Annotated in this window: 16 protein-coding genes; all 16 read left to right on the forward strand. The window is 65.4% G+C overall.

Going from position 1 to position 18,224, the window contains the following annotated elements:
- Positions 1-17 precede the first annotated feature (17 nt).
- The 16 genes from VO99_RS01985 to VO99_RS02060 all read left to right on the forward strand — a co-directional run bounded on the left by VO99_RS01985 (position 18) and on the right by VO99_RS02060 (position 18,216).
- On the forward strand, positions 18-3,953 hold the full coding sequence (locus tag VO99_RS01985; RefSeq protein ID WP_046111089.1) for a DUF3683 domain-containing protein: 3,936 nt from the start codon (positions 18-20) through the stop codon (positions 3,951-3,953).
- A complete protein-coding gene (locus VO99_RS01990; RefSeq protein ID WP_046111090.1) occupies positions 3,950-4,393 on the forward strand; it encodes an HIT family protein in 444 nt (147 codons plus the stop codon). Before VO99_RS01985 ends, VO99_RS01990 begins: the two co-directional genes overlap by 4 nt.
- Positions 4,390-4,791 (forward strand): gamma-butyrobetaine hydroxylase family protein, encoded by a 402-nt coding sequence (locus VO99_RS01995; protein WP_046111091.1) that lies wholly within the window; start codon positions 4,390-4,392, stop codon positions 4,789-4,791. Before VO99_RS01990 ends, VO99_RS01995 begins: the two co-directional genes overlap by 4 nt.
- A gap of 16 nt (positions 4,792-4,807) precedes the next feature.
- Positions 4,808-5,539 carry a bifunctional demethylmenaquinone methyltransferase/2-methoxy-6-polyprenyl-1,4-benzoquinol methylase UbiE gene (gene ubiE / locus VO99_RS02000; RefSeq protein WP_046111092.1) on the forward strand — a complete coding sequence of 244 codons (732 nt, stop codon included), beginning with the start codon at positions 4,808-4,810 and terminating at the stop codon, positions 5,537-5,539.
- Between the two features lie 200 nt (positions 5,540-5,739).
- Positions 5,740-6,726 (forward strand): EpsD family peptidyl-prolyl cis-trans isomerase, encoded by a 987-nt coding sequence (locus VO99_RS02005; protein WP_052736028.1) that lies wholly within the window; start codon positions 5,740-5,742, stop codon positions 6,724-6,726.
- Complete coding sequence (gene epsE / locus VO99_RS02010) at positions 6,726-7,586, forward strand: polysaccharide export protein EpsE (protein WP_310733639.1); 861 nt, start codon at positions 6,726-6,728, stop codon at positions 7,584-7,586. Before VO99_RS02005 ends, epsE begins: the two co-directional genes overlap by 1 nt.
- Before the next feature lie 34 nt (positions 7,587-7,620).
- Positions 7,621-9,048, forward strand: a complete 1,428-nt coding sequence (gene epsF, locus VO99_RS02015) for a chain length determinant protein EpsF (protein ID WP_046111094.1) — start codon at positions 7,621-7,623, stop codon at positions 9,046-9,048.
- Positions 9,049-9,061: 13 nt separating this feature from the next.
- A complete protein-coding gene (locus VO99_RS02020) occupies positions 9,062-9,958 on the forward strand; it encodes a polysaccharide biosynthesis tyrosine autokinase (RefSeq protein ID WP_046111095.1) in 897 nt (298 codons plus the stop codon).
- Positions 9,959-9,974: 16 nt separating this feature from the next.
- Positions 9,975-10,874, forward strand: a complete 900-nt coding sequence (gene xrtB, locus VO99_RS02025) for an exosortase B (protein ID WP_232315235.1) — start codon at positions 9,975-9,977, stop codon at positions 10,872-10,874.
- Positions 10,871-11,554 carry an exosortase-associated protein EpsI, B-type gene (gene epsI, locus VO99_RS02030; protein WP_198156834.1) on the forward strand — a complete coding sequence of 228 codons (684 nt, stop codon included), beginning with the start codon at positions 10,871-10,873 and terminating at the stop codon, positions 11,552-11,554. Before xrtB ends, epsI begins: the two co-directional genes overlap by 4 nt.
- A 52-nt stretch (positions 11,555-11,606) precedes the next feature.
- Positions 11,607-13,112 (forward strand): lipopolysaccharide biosynthesis protein, encoded by a 1,506-nt coding sequence (locus VO99_RS30045; protein WP_046111096.1) that lies wholly within the window; start codon positions 11,607-11,609, stop codon positions 13,110-13,112.
- Positions 13,096-14,529: a Coenzyme F420 hydrogenase/dehydrogenase, beta subunit C-terminal domain gene (locus VO99_RS02040; protein WP_046111097.1), complete on the forward strand. Its 1,434-nt coding sequence runs from the start codon at positions 13,096-13,098 to the stop codon at positions 14,527-14,529. The genes VO99_RS30045 and VO99_RS02040 overlap by 17 nt, the downstream gene beginning before the upstream one ends.
- Before the next feature lie 31 nt (positions 14,530-14,560).
- A complete protein-coding gene (locus tag VO99_RS02045; protein ID WP_046111098.1) occupies positions 14,561-15,790 on the forward strand; it encodes a polysaccharide pyruvyl transferase family protein in 1,230 nt (409 codons plus the stop codon).
- Between the two features lie 13 nt (positions 15,791-15,803).
- Positions 15,804-16,805: a glycosyltransferase family 2 protein gene (locus VO99_RS02050; protein WP_046111099.1), complete on the forward strand. Its 1,002-nt coding sequence runs from the start codon at positions 15,804-15,806 to the stop codon at positions 16,803-16,805.
- Positions 16,802-17,422, forward strand: a complete 621-nt coding sequence (locus VO99_RS02055) for an LbetaH domain-containing protein (RefSeq protein ID WP_052736030.1) — start codon at positions 16,802-16,804, stop codon at positions 17,420-17,422. Before VO99_RS02050 ends, VO99_RS02055 begins: the two co-directional genes overlap by 4 nt.
- Positions 17,419-18,216, forward strand: a complete 798-nt coding sequence (locus VO99_RS02060) for a heparin lyase I family protein (protein WP_083440281.1) — start codon at positions 17,419-17,421, stop codon at positions 18,214-18,216. Before VO99_RS02055 ends, VO99_RS02060 begins: the two co-directional genes overlap by 4 nt.
- The last annotated feature ends 8 nt before the right edge of the window (positions 18,217-18,224 follow it).

Here is an 18,224-nt window from a genome sequence, read left to right on the forward strand (position 1 = left end):
GGCGGCGGTTAATCGACATGAATGCACCGCTTGCTGTGAACACCCTGGCCGCCCCCGGCCTTGCAGACGAGCAGGCACGCCGCCTGCGCGAGATTCCCTACAACTACACCTCGTTCTCTGACCGCGAGATCGTGATGCGGCTGCTGGGCGAGCGTGCCTGGCAGCTGCTGGACCGCCTGCGCGGCGAGCGCCGCACCGGCCGTTCCGCGCGCATGCTGTACGAGGTGCTGGGTGACATCTGGGTGGTGCAGCGCAACCCGTACCTGCAGGACGACCTGCTCGACAACCCCAAGCGCCGCGGCCTGCTGGTGGACGCTTTGCGCCACCGGCTGGGCGAGATCGCCAAGCGCCGCGACCCGCAGGCCGACCCGCAGCGCGACGCGCTGGTGGGCGAGCTGCTGGTGCTGGCCGAATCGGCGGTGGCCGGCTTCGCCGCCTCGTTCGACGCGCTCGGCGAGCTGCGCCGCAAGGCCCGCCGCACGCTGGGCCGCATCACCGCCAAGGACAACATCAAGTTCGACGGGCTCTCGCGTGTCTCGCACGTCACCGACGCCACCGACTGGCGGGTGGAATACCCCTTCGTCGTGCTCACGCCCGACACCGAGGCGGAGATGGCCGGCCTGGTGCAGGCCTGCGTCGAGCTGGGCCTGACCATCATCCCGCGCGGCGGCGGCACCGGTTACACCGGCGGCGCCATCCCGCTGACCTGGAAGAGCGCGGTCATCAACACCGAGAAGCTCGAGCGCATGACCGAGGTGGAGCTGGTGGCGCTGCCCGGCCATGCGCAGCCGGTGGCCACGGTGTTCACCGAGGCTGGCGTGGTGACCCAGCGGGTGGCCGATGCGGCCGAGCGTGCCGGTTACGTGTTCGCGGTCGATCCCACCTCGGCCGAGGCCAGCTGCATCGGCGGCAACATCGCGATGAACGCCGGCGGCAAGAAGGCCGTGCTGTGGGGCACCGCGCTGGACAACCTGGCCTCCTGGCGCATGGTCACGCCCGAGGCCAAGTGGCTGGAGGTCACGCGCCTGGACCACAACCTGGGCAAGATCCACGACGTGGACGCGGCGCGCTTCGAGCTGCGTTACTTCGATGCCTCGGGCAAGGTGCTGGAGCGCACCGAGACGCTGGAGATCCCCGGCCGCGTGTTCCGCAAGGAAGGCCTGGGCAAGGACGTCACCGACAAGTTCCTGGCCGGCCTGCCCGGCATCCAGAAGGAAGGCTGCGACGGCCTGATCACCAGCGCCCGCTGGGTGGTGCACCGCATGCCGGCCCACACCCGCACCGTGTGCCTGGAGTTCTTCGGCAACGCGAAGGACGCGGTGCCCAGCATCGTCGAGATCAAGGACTTCATGTTCGCCGAGGCGCGCAAGCCCGGCGGCGCCATCCTGGCGGGGCTGGAGCACCTGGACGACCGCTACCTGAAGGCCGTGGGCTACGCCACCAAGAGCAAGCGCGGCAGCACCAGCGCCAGCGGCCTGCCGAAGATGGTGCTGGTCGGCGACATCGTGGGCGACGACGAAGCCGCCGTGGCCCGCGCCACCAGCGAGGTGGTGCGCATCGCCAACAGCCGCGCCGGTGAAGGGTTCGTGGCCGTGAGCGCCGATGCGCGCAAGAAGTTCTGGCTCGACCGCAAGCGCACCGCCGCCATCGCCCGCCACACCAACGCCTTCAAGATCAACGAGGACGTGGTGATTCCGCTGGAGCGCATGGGCGAGTACACCAACGGCATCGAGCGCATCAACATCGAGCTGAGCCTGCGCAACAAGCTGCAGCTGGTGGATGCGCTGGAGGCCTTCTTCCTGCGGGGCAACCTGCCGCTGGGCAAGAGCGACGATGCCGGCGAGATCGCCAGCGCCGAGCTGCTGGAAGACCGGGTACAGCAGGCGCTGCAGCTGCTGCGCGAGGTGCGCATGCTGTGGAGCGGCTGGTTGCAGGGGCTGGACAGCATCGCCGAAGGCCCGGATGCGCGCAGCTTCTTCGAGCTGATCCAGGACACCACGCTGCGCGCCTCGTGGAAGACGCAGGTGCGCAAGCCGCTGCAGTCCATCTTCTCGGGTGCGGCGCTGTCGCCCATCGTGGAGGAGTGCAACCGCATCCACAAGGAAGTGCTGCGCGGCCGCGTGTGGGTGGCGCTGCACATGCATGCCGGCGACGGCAACGTGCACACCAACATCCCGGTCAACAGTGACAACTACGAGATGCTGCAGACCGCGCATGAGGCGGTGGACCGCATCATGGCGCTGGCCCGCAGCCTAAACGGCGTGATCTCGGGCGAGCACGGCATCGGCATCACCAAGCTCGAGTTCCTGACCGACGAGGAACTGCAGCCGTTCGCCGACTACAAGCAGCGCGTGGACCCCGAAGGCCGCTTCAACCGCGGCAAGCTGCTGCGCCCGGGCACCGCGCCCGAGTGGGCCGACGTGCATGCCGCCGACCTGCGCCATGCCTACACGCCCAGCTTCGGCCTGATGGGCCATGAGTCGCTGATCATGCAGCGCAGCGACATCGGCGCCATCAGCGACTCCATCAAGGACTGCCTGCGCTGCGGCAAGTGCAAGCCGGTGTGCGCCACCCATGTGCCGCGCGCCAACCTGCTGTACAGCCCGCGCAACAAGATCCTGGCCACCTCGCTGCTGGTGGAGGCCTTCCTGTACGAAGAGCAGACGCGCCGCGGCGTGAGCATCGCGCACTGGGAAGAGTTCGAAGACGTGGCCGACCACTGCACCGTGTGCCACAAGTGCGCCAGCCCTTGCCCGGTGAAGATCGACTTCGGCGACGTGTCGATGAACATGCGCAACCTGCTGCGCAAGATGGGCCAGAAGAGCTTCCGCCCCGGCAATGCCGCGGCGATGCTGATGCTCAACGCCACCAACCCGCAGACCATCAAGTTCGTGCGCAGCGCGATGGTGGACGTGGGCTTCAAGGCCCAGCGCCTGGCGCACGACGTGATGAAGCTGGCCGCGCGCAAGCAAACTGCCGCGCCGCCCGCCACCGTGGGCAGCGCGCCGCTGAAGGAGCAGGTGGTCCACTTCATCAACAAGAAGCTGCCGGGCGGCCTGCCCAAGCGCACCGCACGCGCGCTGCTGGACATCGAGGACAAGGCCTACGTGCCGATCATCCGCAACCCGCAGGCCACCACGGCCGAGACGGAGGCGGTGTTTTATTTCCCCGGCTGCGGCTCGGAGCGGCTGTTCAGCCAGGTGGGCCTGGCCACGCAGGCGATGCTGTGGCATGCGGGCGTGCAGACGGTGCTGCCGCCGGGTTACCTGTGCTGCGGCTATCCGCAGCGCGGCTCGGGCCAGTTCGACAAGGCCGACCAGATCATCACCGACAACCGGGTGCTGTTCCACCGCGTGGCCAACACGCTGAACTACCTGGACATCAAGACCGTGGTGGTGAGCTGCGGCACCTGCTACGACCAGCTGCAGGGCTACGAATTCGACAAGATCTTCCCCGGCTGCCGCATCGTCGACATCCACGAATACCTGCTCGAGCGCGGCATCACCCTGCCCGCCGCGCAGCAGGGCGCCTACCTGTACCACGACCCCTGCCACAGCCCCATGAAGCTGCAGGAGCCGATGAAGACGGTGAAGGCGCTGGTGGGCGACAGCGTGCTGAAGAACGACCGCTGCTGCGGCGAGAGCGGCACGCTGGGTGTGACACGGCCCGACATCTCCACGCAGATCCGGTTCCGCAAGGAAGAAGAGCTGCGCAAGGGCGAAGCCGCGCTGCGCGACAGCGGCGCGGTGGCGGCGGGCGAGGACGTGAAGATCCTCACCAGCTGCCCCAGCTGCCTGCAGGGCCTGAGCCGCTATGGCAACGACCTGAACAACGGCCTGCTGGAAGCCGACTACATCGTGGTGGAGATGGCCCGCAAGATCCTGGGCGAGAACTGGATGCCCGAGTACGTCGCCCGCGCCAACCAGGGCGGCATCGAGCGGGTGCTGGTATGAGCACGGTGGCAAGCACCGCGACCTGCGAGCTGTGCAGCACGCCCGGCGGCCACGTGGTGTGGCGGGGCGAGGGCTGGCGCGCCATCCGCGCGGCCGATGCATCGTTCCCGGCGTTCTACCGGTTGATCTGCAATCGCCACGTGGCCGAGTTCACCGATCTGTCGCCCGAGGAACGCACCTGCTGCATGGAGCGTGTGGCCGCGCTGGAGCAGGCGCTGCGCCAGGCGCTGCGGCCGACCAAGATCAACATCGCCTCGCTGGGCAACGTGGTGCCGCACTTGCACTGGCATGTGATCGCCCGCTTCGACTGGGACAGCCATTTCCCGCAGCCGGTGTGGGGCACGGCGCAGCGCGTGGTGGAGCCGCCCGCCTTGCAGCGCCTGGCCTGCACGCTCGAACAACTTGACGCGGCCGTGGCCGCCGCCCTGGAAGCCGCATGACGACCAAGCCGCAGCCCACGGGCCTCACGGTCCACCAGCAATCGAAGCAGCTGGAGGTCAGCTTCGACGATGGCCGGCGCTTCCAGATCCCGTTCGAGCTGATGCGCGTGTATTCGCCGTCGGCCGAGGTGCAGGGCCACGGCCCGGGGCAGGAGGTGCTGCAGCACGGCAAGCGCGACGTCGGCATCGTCGACATCGTGCAGGTGGGCCACTATGCGGTGCAGCCCAAGTTCAGCGACGGGCACGAATCCGGCATCTTCACCTGGGAGTACCTGTACTTCCTCGGCAGCGAGCAGCCCGACCTGTGGCGCCAGTACGAGGCGCGGCTGCAGCAGGCCGGCATCGACCGCGACGCGCCCATGCCCCAAGCCGGCGGCCATGCCTGCGGCAACCATTGAAGAAAGCGGACCCTCGATGACCCAGACGCATTTCGGTTTCCAGACGGTCGACGAGAACGAGAAGGCGCAGCGCGTGCGCGGCGTGTTCGACTCGGTGGCCACCAAGTACGACGTCATGAACGACCTGATGTCGATGGGCCTGCACCGCGCCTGGAAGGCCTACACCCTGGCCGTGGCCGACCTGCGCGAAGGCCGCCGCGTGCTGGACATCGCCGGCGGCACCGGCGATCTTGCCCGGGCGTTCAGCAAGAAGGTGGGCAGCAGCGGCCTGGTGGTGCACACCGACATCAACGAGGCGATGCTGCGCACCGGTCGCGACCGGCTGCTGGACGAGGGACTGGTCCTGCCCACCACCATCTGCGACGCCGAGCGGCTGCCGTTCCGCGACGCCAGCTTCGACCTGGTGAGCGTCGCCTTCGGCCTGCGCAACATGACGCACAAGGACGGTGCGCTCAAGGAGATGAACCGCGTGTTGCGCCCGGGCGGCCGGCTGCTGGTGCTGGAGTTCTCCAAGGTGGCCGCGCCGTTGCAGAAAGCCTACGACTGGTACTCCTTCAAGGTGCTGCCGCGCCTGGGCCAGTGGGTGGCGGGAGACGCCCAGAGCTACCAGTACCTGGCGGAATCGATCCGCATGCACCCCGACCAGCAGGCGCTCAAGGCCCTGATGAAGGGCGCTGGCTTCGGCCATGTGGATGTGCACAATCTCACAGGCGGGGTCGTGGCCCTGCACGTCGGCATCAAGTGCTGAGCCGCCGTGCCTGACGGCACGACCTCCCCTGAATACGTGGGGATGGATACCTTGTCTGTCAGTGCTTACACGGATCTGCCACGGACAGCCCTATACACTCCGCCGTCTGGGCGATTGACGGCCGGCGCCAGGCTGGTCCGCATCCTGCGAGCCCACATCACTGAGACAAGCCCTTGCACTGCAAGGTGGGAGATTCCAGCGTGACGACCCGATCCGACCACTATCCCCAGGCCCATCGCACATGGCGGGTGGCCTGCATTGCCGCGGCTTCGGCAGCGGTGCTGCTGGCAGCGGGGTGCGGCGAGAAGAAAGACGGCAAGGTGGCCAGCCAGACCGCGGCCAAGGTGAACAAGGAAGAGATCACGGTTCACCAGATCAACTTCGTGCTGCAGCAGCAGCGCGGTTTGCGGCCCGAGCAGGCGGATGCGGCGAGCAAGCAGATCCTGGAGCGACTGATCGACCAGGAACTGGCCGTTCAGAAGGCCGTGGACCAGAAGATGGACCGGGACCCGCGCGTGGTGCAGCAGATTGAAGCCGCCAAGCGCGAGATCATCGCCCGCGCCTACGTCGACAAGATCGGCGAGACCGCGAGCAAGCCCACCCCCGACGAAGTGCGCAAGTACTACGACGAGAAGCCGGCGCTGTTCAAGGAGCGCCGCGTCTACAGCCTGCAGGAGCTGGCCATCGAAGCCAAGCCCGAGCAGATCGACGGCCTTCGCGCCAAGCTGGCCGAAGCGAAGAACATCAACGAATTCGTCGAGTACCTGAAGGCCAACGAATTCAAGTTTGCCGGCAACCAGGCCGTGCGCGCCGCCGAGCAGCTGCCGCTGGCCAGCCTGGACAACTTCGCCCGCATGCAGGACGGCCAGGCCGTGCTCACGCCGTCCCCCACCGGCGCCCAGGTCATCGTGCTGGCCAATTCGCGCAGCCAGCCGGTCACGCTGGAGCAGGCCACGCCGGCGATCGAGCAGTTTCTGCTGAATGACCGGAAGCGGAAGTTGGTGGAAGAGAACGTGAAGCAGATGCGCGGTAGTGCGCAGATCGAGTACGTCGGCAAGTTTGCGGAAGGCGCCGCCAGCGCGCCGGCCGCATCTTCGACCACCTCACCCGCCCCGGCGCCGACACCGGCCCCGGCGGCCAGTGGCCTGGATGCGTCGTCGATCAGCAAAGGAATGGGACTCAAGTGATGAAGAGCGTGATGCAGCGAAGGTTCGCTCGGTATTGTGCGGCGCTGGTCGCGGTGTCGATGTCCATGGCGCTGGTGCCGGCCGTCCAGGCTCAGGCCCCTGCCGGCAATGCGCCGATGCCGGCTTCGTCCACACCGGAGTACCGGCTCGGCTCGGGTGACGTCATCCGCATCACCGTCTACCAGAACCCCGATTTGACGCTCGAAACCCGCGTCAGCGAATCAGGCGTGGTGTCGTACCCGCTGATCGGCCAGGTGCGCCTGGGCGGCCAGAGCATCTCGGCGGCCGAGAAGGCCATCTCCGACGCCCTGCGTAACGGCAACTTTGTCAAGCAGCCTCAGGTCACCATCGCGGTGCTGCAGGTGCGCGGCAACCAAGCCAACGTGCTGGGCCAGGTGAACCGGCCCGGCCGGTACCCGCTGGAAGTTGCGGAAATGAGGCTGACGGATTTGCTGGCGATGGCTGGGGGTACGGCAGTCAACGGCGCCGATGTGGTTATCGTGACGGGTACACGGGCGGGCGGCCCGTTCCGTGCAGAAGTCGACGTGCCGACCATCTTCGGCGCGCAGGTCCGCACCGAAGACATCCTTATCCAGAACGGCGACGTGATCTGGGTGGATCGCCAGCCGACGGTCTACATCTATGGTGAAGTCCAGCGCCCGGGCCCGATGCGTCTGGAGCGTGGGATGACGCTGATGCAGTCGCTCGCCACCGGTGGTGGCCTGACGCAGCGCGGGACCGAGAAGGGCATCCGCGTGCATCGCAAGTCGGCAGATGGCAAGGTGGAAGTCATCACGCCCGGCATGGACGACCGCATGCGCGACGGCGACGTGATCTACGTGCGCGAGAGTCTGTTCTGATGACGGCTGTGCTTGGCATATTCGAGGGTGTGACATGACATTCGGACAATTCTTGTCGATCTTGCAGGCGCGCAAGTGGGTCGCGCTAGCCGTCTTTTCGCTGGTAGTGGCCGTAACGGTCGTCGTAAGTCTCGTGCTCCCGAAGCAGTACCTGGGTGTTTCGAGCGTGATGGTCGACGTCAAGCCAGATCCGGTGTCGGCCATGGGCTTTCCCAGTGTGGCCTTGCCGACCTTCATGTCGACGCAGGTCGATGTGCTGAGCAGTGACCGCGTGGCGCTGCGCGTCATTCGCGACCTCAAACTCTCCGAGAACGCCGCCATCCGCGAGCAGTGGCAGGCCGAGACCAACGGCGAAGGTACCTTCGAGCAGTACTTGGTCGACATCCTGCACAAGTCTCTCGACGTCCGGCCATCGCGAGACAGCAATGTGATCTCGATCGGTTACAAGAGCCCGGACGCACGATTCGCAGCCGGCATCGCGAATGCATTTGCACAGGCCTACATTGCGACCACGCTTGAGCTGAAGGTCGATCCGGCAAGGCAGTTCACCAGCTTTTTCCGTGCGCAAACGAACGATGCACGCGATGCGCTGGAGAAGGCTCAGCAGCGCCTGTCGCAGTACCAGCAATCGAACGGCATCATCGCGACGGACGAGCGGTTGGACGTCGAGAATGCCCGCTTGAATGAACTGAGCAGCCAGCTCACGCAGCTCCAGGCTATCTCGGCCGAGAGCTCAAGCCGCCAAGCTCAGGCGCGTGGCAACCAGGCCGACAGACTGCAGGAGGTGCTGAACAATCCGTTGATCAGCGGCCTGAGGGCTGACCTCGCGCGGAACGAGGCCAAGCTGCAAGAGCTGACCCAGCGGCTCGGCGACCGGCATCCGCAAGTGGTCGAGGCTCGCGCGAACATCACCGAGTTGCGCTCGCGCATGAATGCGGAGATTGCGCGTGTCAGCAGCGGCGTCGGCGTAAGCAATGACATCAACAAGTCCCGCGAGGCGCAACTGCGTGCTGCGCTGGATGCGCAGCGTGCGTCGGTGCTGCAGATGAAGGCAGTGCGGGACGAGGGGTCCGTGCTGTTGCGTGAGGTCGAGAATGCGCAGCGCATCTATGACAATCTGATGACGCGCCTGAATCAGGCGGGCCTGGAAGCGCAGAACACGCAGAGCTACGTCAATGTGCTGACGGTGGCGCAGCCGCCAGTCGAGCACGCAAGCCCCAAGCTGTTGTTGAACACTGCCTTGGCCATCGTGCTCGGGCTGATCCTCGCCATCGGTGTTGCCCTGCTGATGGAGCTCTCTGACCGGCGCGTGCGCAGCTCCGAAGATGCGGTGGCGTACCTTGGTCTGCCTGTCATCGGCTCTCTGCCCACGCCGAGCGCCAAGCGCTTCAATCCGGCCCGCCCGGCAGCCCTCGGCCTGGCGCAGCGTTCACTCGCGCTGCCTGGCCCGGGCCATCATTAACGCAAGCGCAGCGATGCTTTCCCCCCGCAACCCCGAGACGAGCCACTTGCAAGCCGATAACAACGAACCTGCCGTGGCCGACCGGTCCATTGGCAGCATCCTTGCCGATCTGCGCGAGCTGTCGGCCGAGCAGGTCGAAACAATCGTCCGGCATCAACGAGAGAAGGGCGTCCGATTTGGCGAGGCCGCTGTCACGCTCGGCTACGCTAGCAACGACGATGTTCTCTTCGCGCTGAGCCAGCAGTTTCACTATCCCTACGCACCCGAAGAGCGGCGGAAGGCGAGTCCCGAGCTCGCTGCGCTCAACCAGCCTTTCGGCGTCCAGGCCGAGAGCTTCCGGGCCATCCGCAGCCAGGTGATGATGCGCCTGTTCAACGAGGGGCAGGAGCGGCGTGCACTGGCAGTGGTCAGCCCCGAGTCCGGCGATGGCAAGACCTTCTTTACGGCGAACCTGGCTGTCGTGCTGGCGCAGCTCAGCGGCCGCACGCTGCTGGTCGATGCCGACCTTCGGCATCCGCGCCAGCACGAGGTCTTCAACGTCGACAACAAGGTCGGCCTGTCGGGCATCCTGGGCGGCCGCTCCGGCACCAAGGTGATACAGCAGGTGATCGGCGTGCCAAGCCTGTTCGTCCTGCCCGTGGGCACGACACCGCCGAACCCGCTCGAGCTGGTCGAGCGTCCCGCGTTCGGACTGCTCATGCGCGAGCTCGTGACCAAGTTCGATCATGTAGTGGTGGACACGCCGGCGGCGCGCTATGGCAGCGACAGTGCCGTCATCGCGGCGCGTTGCGGTGCGGCGCTCGTGGTGGCCCGCAAGGACAAGGGCCGCGTGGCGGCGCTGCAGGATCTCGTGGCGAACTTGGCGGAGACGCCTGCCAAGCTGGCCGGTGTAGTCTTCAACGAGTTCTGAGGAAAATGTGACAACAGTGACCGACGCTCAACGACCCGCGGTGCGTGGAGAGCACCAGCCCTTGGTCCCGTCGGGATTCGACTGGCTGGCGTTCTGCATCGTGGCCGCTGGCCTCGTCATGCTATATGGGCCTGCCTACATAGAGCTGGCGCGTACGGTTTGGGCCACCGACGAGCAGGGCCACGGTCCGATCATCCTTGCCGTCAGCGCTTGGTTGATCTTCCGAAAGCGGCACGACGTTGCCGCGCTGCCTGGCGTGCCGGCCCAGTTCGCGGGCTGGTCGTTGCTGGTGTTGTCGCTGTTTCTCTGCGTGGTTGGCCTGTCGCAGGACATCATCATGTTCTCGATCAGCTCGCAGATCGGCGTCATCGCGAGCCTGTTCCTCCTGTTCAGGGGCTGGCGCGCATTGCGGATCCTGTGGTTCCCGTTGTTCTTCATGATCTTCATGATCCCGCTGCCTGAAGCGCTTGTGGCTGCCGTCACCGGTCCGCTCAAGAGTGCCGTGTCCGCCGTGGCAAGCAACCTGCTCTATTCGTTGGGCTATCCCGTGGGACGCAGCGGGGTCGTCATGACCGTGGGGCCGTACCAGCTTCTCGTGGCCGATGCATGTGCCGGCCTCAACAGCATGTTCACGCTCGAGGCGTTGGGCATGCTGTATATGAATCTGATGAACTACACCAACGCCAAGCGAAACATCGCGCTTGCGCTGCTGCTGGTGCCCACCGCGTTCGTGGCCAACATCGTGCGCGTGATGATTCTGGTGCTGGTGACGTACCACTTCGGAGACGAGGCCGGTCAGGGGTTCGTCCATGGTTTTGCGGGTATGGTGCTGTTTATGGTCGCCCTGATACTGATGCTAGTGCTCGACAAGATCCTGGGGCTGTTCCTGCCTGCGCAGCGGAGGGCGGCGCAATGATGTTCAGTACAACGCGCGTCCGCAGCGTGGTCGTCCTGCTGTTGATGCTGCTCGCGGCCTTTGCTGCGTCTGCATGGCGGCCCAGCCAGAACCTCATCGACACCCGGCCCCGGGTGGACCTAGAGGATCTTTTCCCCAAGCAGTTCGCAGGTTGGGTCGTAGACGACCGCATGCCAGTACAGTTGGTATCGCCCGACCAAGCCGCAGTGCTGACGAAGATCTACAGTCAAACGCTCAGCCGCACCTATGTCAATCGCCAGGGCTACCGCATCATGCTGTCGGTGGCCTACGGCGGAGACCAGTCCGATGCCACCCGTGCGCATCGGCCGGAAGTGTGTTACCCGGCGCAGGGGTTTCAATTGATGGACCAGCGCCGCGATACCTTGTCCATCGGCTCTCATCAGGAGCCCGTGTGCCAACTCGTCACCAAAATGGGCGGGCGAGTGGAGCCTGTGACTTACTGGGTGATGGTCGGTGAGCGCGTGGCTACCAGTGGCACGGAGCAGAAGCTCGCTCAGCTCGCCTATACGACCCGTGGTTACGTTCCCGACGGCATGCTCGTTCGCGTTTCGAGCATCGATGCGCAAAGCGATGTCGCGTTCACCGCGCAGCAGCAATTCCTGACTGACATGGAAGCGGAATTCTCAGCCGGCTATAAGAGCCGGGTATTTGGCCGCTGAGCAGCGGCGATTCGCTTCCCCTATGCGCTCTGGGCATTATTCCAAGCACGCTGTGCGTGCCAGCCTCCTGCATTTTCTTTTTGGGAGGTCCGCCGCTGCGGTTGTGGCGCTGTGCCTGCTCTTGATCCTCGTGCGAGCGCTCTCGGGGGCGGATTACGGCTTCTATATCACACTGCTGTCGCTGTTGGAGGTCGTGCAAATCGCCTCCAGCTTTGGCTTGATCCTCGCAGCGCAGCGGTATATCCCTGAGTTGCGTGCGGCCGACCGGAACGCAGCACTGCGCGCCATCGTCGCAAAACTGTTGGCGTTACGCGCCGTGACCTTGGCGGTGGTGCTGCTGGCCTGCTTTTTCGCGTCTGACTATATCGCCGGCTTTTTTGGGGTGGCTGCGCAGCCCCAGATTATTCTCATCTATCTGTTCATCATCTTTTTCGAAGGATTGGCGAGGTATATCGAGGTTTGCCAGGATTCGCTGCTGCGGCAGAAGTCTTCGCAGCTGGCTGTGCTGCTGCGCACCAGCATGAGGCTTCTGCTGTTGGCGGCGATGTATTTTTCGTCCGATGATGGCGTGGTCGCGCTCGTACATTGGTTGTGGATCGACCTGACGGCCAGCGTTGCCGGATGTGCTTACGGCGCTGCAAGCCTGGTGCGGTTCGTCTCAAGGTTGCCGCAGGCGGCCGACGAGACAAGCAAGTCCGAGGGAAAGCGCATATTCAGTTATGTTGCGCCCGCTTTTCTTGCCCAGTTGCTTTACACCAGCTGGGGTCCGGATTCGGTGAAGCTGGTCGCCGCGCGCCTTGTCGGCGCAACCCAGGTTGCAGCTTTTGGTTTTGCGGCTGCGTTCAGCGCCATGCTGCAGCGGTACCTGCCGACATTTTTGTTGATGAACCTGATACGGCCATTGTTCGTGGCCGCGCGCAACCGCGAGGACTATCAGCAGCGCCTTGCATTCATGGCCGGCCTGATTTTCAAACTGAATGCATTCGCCCTGGCACCGATCGGAGCCGTGCTGATCGTCACCAACCGACCGCTGACAGACCTTCTTACCGGGGGGAAGCTGCCCGAAGCAGGGAGCTACCTAGTCTTTTTCGTCATCGTGCTGCTGCTGCAAAGCCTGCGGGGGGTGGTGAGCTTGCTTTCGCAGGCGCTCGAGCTTGGCAGGGCATCGCTCATCGGTGCCGCCGCAGGGACACTTGGTCTGGGGGCCGGTGCGCTGTTGACGCCCGTGGTCGGATTGGCGGCGCTGTGTCTTGGGCTTGTGCTCAGCGAAGCCTTGTTCGTGGCCTGCCAGATCGTCGCCATGCGTGGCCGTGGTGTCCGGTTCCCCTTCGACGCCGGGGGCATGGCACGGATCGTGTTGGTTGCTTGCGTCGCCTCGCTGGCTGCAGCGTTTGCGGTTTCGGCGGCCACTGCGCTTCCGCCCGCTGGCGAGGTGCTGGTCGGGGCTTGCGTGTGCGTCGTCGTTTACTTGGCGCTTTGCCGTCTGTGGCGCCCCTTTCAACCGGGCGAGCGCGAGTTGATCAATGGGATCCTTAAGCGAAATGTCTTCTGCTGGTAACGAAGCAAGCGCGACCGACGACATCGTCCGCGTGGTGGAGGGTGGCTACTGCATCGGGTGCGGGGCCTGCGCCTACGCGGCGCCAGCGGCCGTCGAGATGGTCGAAAGCAAGTACGGCATGCCCGTGGCGAGGATCCGTGCCGAGGCGACGCCGGCTCACAGGGCGCTCGCTACCAGCGTCTGCCCATTCGGCACGCCAACCGAGGATGAAACGTCGCTGGGTGAGCAGTTGTTCGGCGCTGCAGTTCCGATGCACGAAGAATTGGGCCGCGTGGTGAGCACGCACGCGGCACAGGTCGTCGAAGGCGCCTTTCGCGAAAACGGTAGTTCGGGCGGCATGGGTAGCTGGCTGGCAGTCGAATTCCTGCGAGCGGGCCTGGCGGACGCGGTGGTGCATGTCGGCGCCATCACTGGTGCGCAGGCCGGCGAGACGCTGTTTGAATACGCCATATCGAGAAGCGAGCGTGACGTGCTGTCGCGCTCAAAGTCCCGGTACTACCCGATCACGCTGACCCAGGTGCTGGCGGAAGTCAGGACCACCGAGGGTCGATACGTCTTCGTCGGGATCCCTTGCGTCCTGAAGGCGCTGCGGCTGGTCGCGATGAAGGACGAAGTCATCAGATCCCGGATTGCGCTTTGCATCGGCTTGGTATGCGGCCACCTGAAGACGCGCCGGTTCGCCGAGCTGCTGGCATGGCAGATGGGCGTGCCGCCGCAAGAACTGCTAGCGTTCGACTTCCGGCACAAGCTGCCCGGTGCGCAGGCCAACCAATACGGGGTCGCCGCCACCCAGGCGCCGGCTGCGGGGGGCAGCACGCAGTCGGTCATTTCACCGGTACGGGAGCTGTTCGGGTACGACTGGGGGCTTGGCTTCTTCAAGCCCAAGCCCTGCGACTTCTGCGACGACGTCGTGGCGGAACTGGCCGACGTCACCATCGGCGATGCATGGTTGCCCCAGTACGTGAAGGACAGCAAGGGCACGAACGTGGTCATCGTGCGCAATCCGGTCGTACGCACCTTGGTGGAGAGGGCCGCCGTCGAAGGCCGCCTGGCGCTCGATGCGCTGTCGGCCGCTGACGTGGTCAAGTCCCAGGCGTCCGGTTTTTCGCATCGCCGCGAAGGCTTGGCTTACCGGCTCTGGATGACGCGCAAGCGTGGTGAATGGGCGCCCCGCAAGCGTGTCGAGCCTGCGGCTTTCGAGCATGACCGCAGCTTCAGGCGCAAGCATGAGCTTCGGGCCGCCGTTGCCCGCGAGAGTCACCGCGCCTTTGCGGAAGCGCGCGACGCCGGCCAACTCCGCATCTTCTTCAAGCGCATGACACCCCTCGTCGAGCAGTACCGTGACTTGAACCGCACGCTGGCGCGCCGTGTCGCCGCGCGGCTGCGGCGTTGGTTTCATGCAGCGAGCGGCAAGTGATGCGTCTACAACCACTCATCGGATTCTTCATATGAAAGTGTTCTTCGCGGGCCATAACAACTTCGGAAATCGTGGCTGCGAGGCGCTGATCCGGTCCGTCACGCAACTGGTCAGCACGCAGGTGCCAGGGGCGCAGTTCGTGGTGCCCTCGCAAAGGCAGGACCTCGACGCGCGGCAGTGGCCCGGTTACCGCAGCGCCGGTGTGCAGTTCGTCGAGGCGGCGCCCTTCCCGAAGAAGCTTCGGCTGTGGCACTGGAGCCGGCGCCTGCTTCCGGCGGTGGAGCAGCTCGGCAGACCGTCGCACCGGCTCGGCGGGCCCTTGGCCCATGCGATGGCCGGCTCCGACGTCGTGGTGATGACGGGCGGCGACACCATCTCGCTCGACTACGACCTGCCTTCGCTCTACGACCATGCCGGCTACATCGACAACGCGCGCCGCATGGGCAAGAAGACGGCGCTCTGGGCTGCATCGGTGGGGCCCTTCAGCAAGAAGCCGCACGTCGAGCAGCTGATGAAGCGCCACTTGTCGCAGTACGACCAGATCACGGTCCGCGAGTCGGCGACTTACGCGTATCTGCAGGGCCTGGGGCTGTCGACCGTCGTGCAGGTGACCGATCCGGCCTTCACAATGATGCCGGAAGCATTCGACCTGGCCGGGCTGCTGCCGCAAGCGCCCGAGGGCATCGTCGGCCTGAACGTCAGCCCGCTCATTCGCAAGTTCCGTGATCCGGAAGCCTCCCGCGACGAGTTGGACCGGGAAGTCGCAACCTTCGTTCGCAACCTGCACGAGAAATCGGGTTATGCCGTGGTGCTGCTGCCGCACGTCGGCCCGCTCGACGGTGGTACCTACAACTCCGACCATGCGTACATGCAAGGCTTGATGGAGAAGTACCAGCTGGGTGGGCCCAAGGTCGTGCTCGCGCCGGCGAACCTTAACGCTGCGCAGCTGAAGTACCTGATTTCGCACTTCCGGTTCTTCATCGGTGCGCGCACCCACGCGACCATCGGCGCCTTCTCCACGGGCGTGCCCACCTTGTCGATCGCCTACAGCGTCAAGGCCAAGGGCATCAACCGCGACCTGTTCGGTGATCTGCCTGTGGTGCTCGACACGCCCAAGGTCAGCGCCGAGACGCTGGCCGAAGGCTTGCGCTCGTTGGAGCGCAGCGAGGGCGAGATCCGTCATCTGCTGGCCGAGCGCATTCCGGTGTGGCGCGACAAGGCCGCTGTGCCGGCTCAGATGCTGGCGACCTTGATACGTTGAAAGGACGACCCGCATGCGCCTGAGCGTGATCATCAAGACGCTGAACGAGCAGCGAAACATCGAGCGCGCCGTTCGCTCGGCCCTGCTCGCAGTGGACGAGGCCGGCGGTGGCGAGGTGATCGTGGCCGACTCGCTGTCCACCGATGACACCGTGAAGATCGCGGCGCGGTTTCCGGTGAAGATCGTTCAATTGGTCGATCCGTCGGATCGCTGCTGCGGCGTGGGTGCGCAACTGGGTTACCAGATCGCGCAAGGGGAGTACGTCTACATCCTAGACGGCGACATGGAGTTCGAGGCGGATTTCTTGAACGAGGCCTCGAAGGCGCTGGATGCCAATCCGCGGCTGGCCGGTGTCGGCGGCATGGTGCGCGAAATGAACCTGGACAACCAGGAGTTCCTCAACCGCTCGCAGCGCGGACTGCGCCACATGCGGCAGGGGCCTGTCGACCGGCTCGACATGGGTGGCCTGTACCGGCGTTCTGCGTTGCAGGCCGTCGGCTATTTCACCAACCGCAATCTGCACGCTTACGAGGAATTCGAGCTGGCGGCGCGACTGCAGACGGCAGGCTGGCGGCTCGAGCGTCTTGCCATTCCGGGCGTCAAGCATTATGGCCACACCGAGTCGAGCTTCAAGCTCCTGGGCAAGCGGTGGCGCAGCCGGTACGCATGGGGCTGTGGCGAACTGCTGCGGCAGGCATGGGGCCAGGCGCACTGCGGCTTTGTGATCTCCCGATTGCACGTCTACCGACTGTATGGCGCAGTGCTGCTGTGGATGCTCGTGGTGCTCCTGATGCTGGTGCTGGCGGCGTGGACGCAGACGCTCGGCTGGCTGCTGGCGGCGGGGGTGCTCGGGGTTGCGCCGGTGCTGCTGATGACGGTGCGCAAGCGCTCGCTGTCGAGGGCCGTATACGCGGTGTCGGCGTGGGTGGTGTTCGCGGCCGGCCTGGTGGCGGGCACGGTTCGAGGCACGGCCGCGTCGCCCACGCAGCCGGTGTCCTTTTCGAGGCTGCAGTGACCGAGAACGTTGTTAACGAGGCCGCTCCCTCGCCCGTGCAGTCCTTCAGCCCGGTGTCCGCGCTGAAGGCTGACGTCTGGCGGCTGTACGGCGGGTATTCGGCAAAGCTGCTCATGAAGGCCGCGGTCACCAAGCCGTTCTTCCGGCCGCTGCTCACCCATCGCCTGTTCCACGCTGCAGAGGCGCTGCCGAGGTGTTTGAGGGCACCTTGCAAGGGTGTCCTGAAGCTCATGCATCGTGGCATGACAGCGCGCCGATGCATGCAGTTGCCTCTGACTTGTCGGATCGGGCCTGGGTTGCTGCTCAAGCACTCGTACGGTCTCATCGTCAACGGAGGTGCGGTGATTGGTGCGAACGTAACCCTGCTGCATCACATCACCATTGGCGGATCGCGCAACGGTGTTCCTAAATTGCTGGACGGCTCCACCGTGGCCGCCGGGGCCATCATCATCGGCGGGATCACGATCGGGCGCGGCAGCACGGTCGGCGCGGCCGCGATGGTCACCAAGTCCGTCCCTGACCGCGCCATCGTGGCAGGCAATCCTGCGAGCGTAATCGGTGAAGACAAGGCTGCACGCACGCCTTATCCGGCGCCGCTGGAAAGGATCGGCAAATGAGAAATCGAACAGTGCAGTTGGTCAGCTGCATTCTGCTTAGCAATCTGGGGGTTTCGGTTGCCCATGCCTCGCCCAAGGATGACGAGGCGTTGACTGCACAGCGTCACGGTCTTCAAGCCGCCGAGCCGCAGCGCCTGAAGACCGAGCGGGACCCGGCGGGCGGTGGCCGCCAGGTGTTCCACATGCGGCTGGATGCCGCCGACCGCAAGGTGGCCAACGGACAGCGCACCGAGGTCTTCACGCGGGACGCCGCGACGGCCGAGGGCGTGCGCTGGTTCGCGCTCAGCGTGTACGTGCCTGCGCCCTGGACGCCGGCGCGCCTGCCGATCTCGCTGGCGCAGGTGCACACCAGTCGCATGGGCGTGCCCGTGCCGCCGCCGATCGGGTTCGTGGTGCGGGGCGACGACCTGGCGCTGCTGCTGCGCGAAGACCAGCGGCAGGCGCCGGACCAGCCGCTGACGCAGGACCAGCTGAACACCCGCCGGGTCGCGCTGGGCAAGCTGCCGCTGGACCGGTGGGTTTGCTGGGTGTTGCGTAGCCAATGGTCCAAGAACGCCGACGATCGCCGCTTGACCGTTTGGGATGGCCGGCAACAGGTCTACGACTCTGGGCCCGCGGCCAACAGCTACCTGACGCGGCCTGGCAACTACCCGAAGGTCGGTCTTTACGCACCTGGAGGCGTGGCAGCGGCCAGCCGAGAGATGTACGCCGATGCCATCCGTGTCGGCCGCGACGAGTCGAACTTCGACGACATGTTCGCCAAGACGCCATGCGGCGAATTGGCCAAACGCTGACAGGACTG

Source organism: Aquincola tertiaricarbonis, from assembly GCF_000969605.1.
Classification (GTDB): Bacteria; Pseudomonadota; Gammaproteobacteria; order Burkholderiales; family Burkholderiaceae_C; genus Aquincola; species Aquincola tertiaricarbonis.

Bases quoted from the DNA above. Each gene is read 5' to 3' on its own strand.
- VO99_RS02040 (WP_046111097.1), top strand. From the start codon at position 13,096: ATGTCTTCTGCTGGTAACGAAGCAAGCGCGACCGACGACATCGTCCGC.
- epsI (WP_198156834.1), top strand. From the start codon at position 10,871: ATGATGTTCAGTACAACGCGCGTCCGCAGCGTGGTCGTCCTGCTGTTG.
- epsF (WP_046111094.1), top strand. From the start codon at position 7,621: ATGACATTCGGACAATTCTTGTCGATCTTGCAGGCGCGCAAGTGGGTC.
- VO99_RS01995 (WP_046111091.1), top strand. From the start codon at position 4,390: ATGACGACCAAGCCGCAGCCCACGGGCCTCACGGTCCACCAGCAATCG.
- VO99_RS02020 (WP_046111095.1), top strand. From the start codon at position 9,062: ATGCTTTCCCCCCGCAACCCCGAGACGAGCCACTTGCAAGCCGATAAC.
- ubiE (WP_046111092.1), top strand. From the start codon at position 4,808: ATGACCCAGACGCATTTCGGTTTCCAGACGGTCGACGAGAACGAGAAG.
- VO99_RS01985 (WP_046111089.1), top strand. From the start codon at position 18: ATGAATGCACCGCTTGCTGTGAACACCCTGGCCGCCCCCGGCCTTGCA.
- VO99_RS02060 (WP_083440281.1), top strand. From the start codon at position 17,419: ATGAGAAATCGAACAGTGCAGTTGGTCAGCTGCATTCTGCTTAGCAAT.
- VO99_RS02045 (WP_046111098.1), top strand. From the start codon at position 14,561: ATGAAAGTGTTCTTCGCGGGCCATAACAACTTCGGAAATCGTGGCTGC.
- VO99_RS01990 (WP_046111090.1), top strand. From the start codon at position 3,950: ATGAGCACGGTGGCAAGCACCGCGACCTGCGAGCTGTGCAGCACGCCC.
- epsE (WP_310733639.1), top strand. From the start codon at position 6,726: ATGAAGAGCGTGATGCAGCGAAGGTTCGCTCGGTATTGTGCGGCGCTG.
- VO99_RS02050 (WP_046111099.1), top strand. From the start codon at position 15,804: ATGCGCCTGAGCGTGATCATCAAGACGCTGAACGAGCAGCGAAACATC.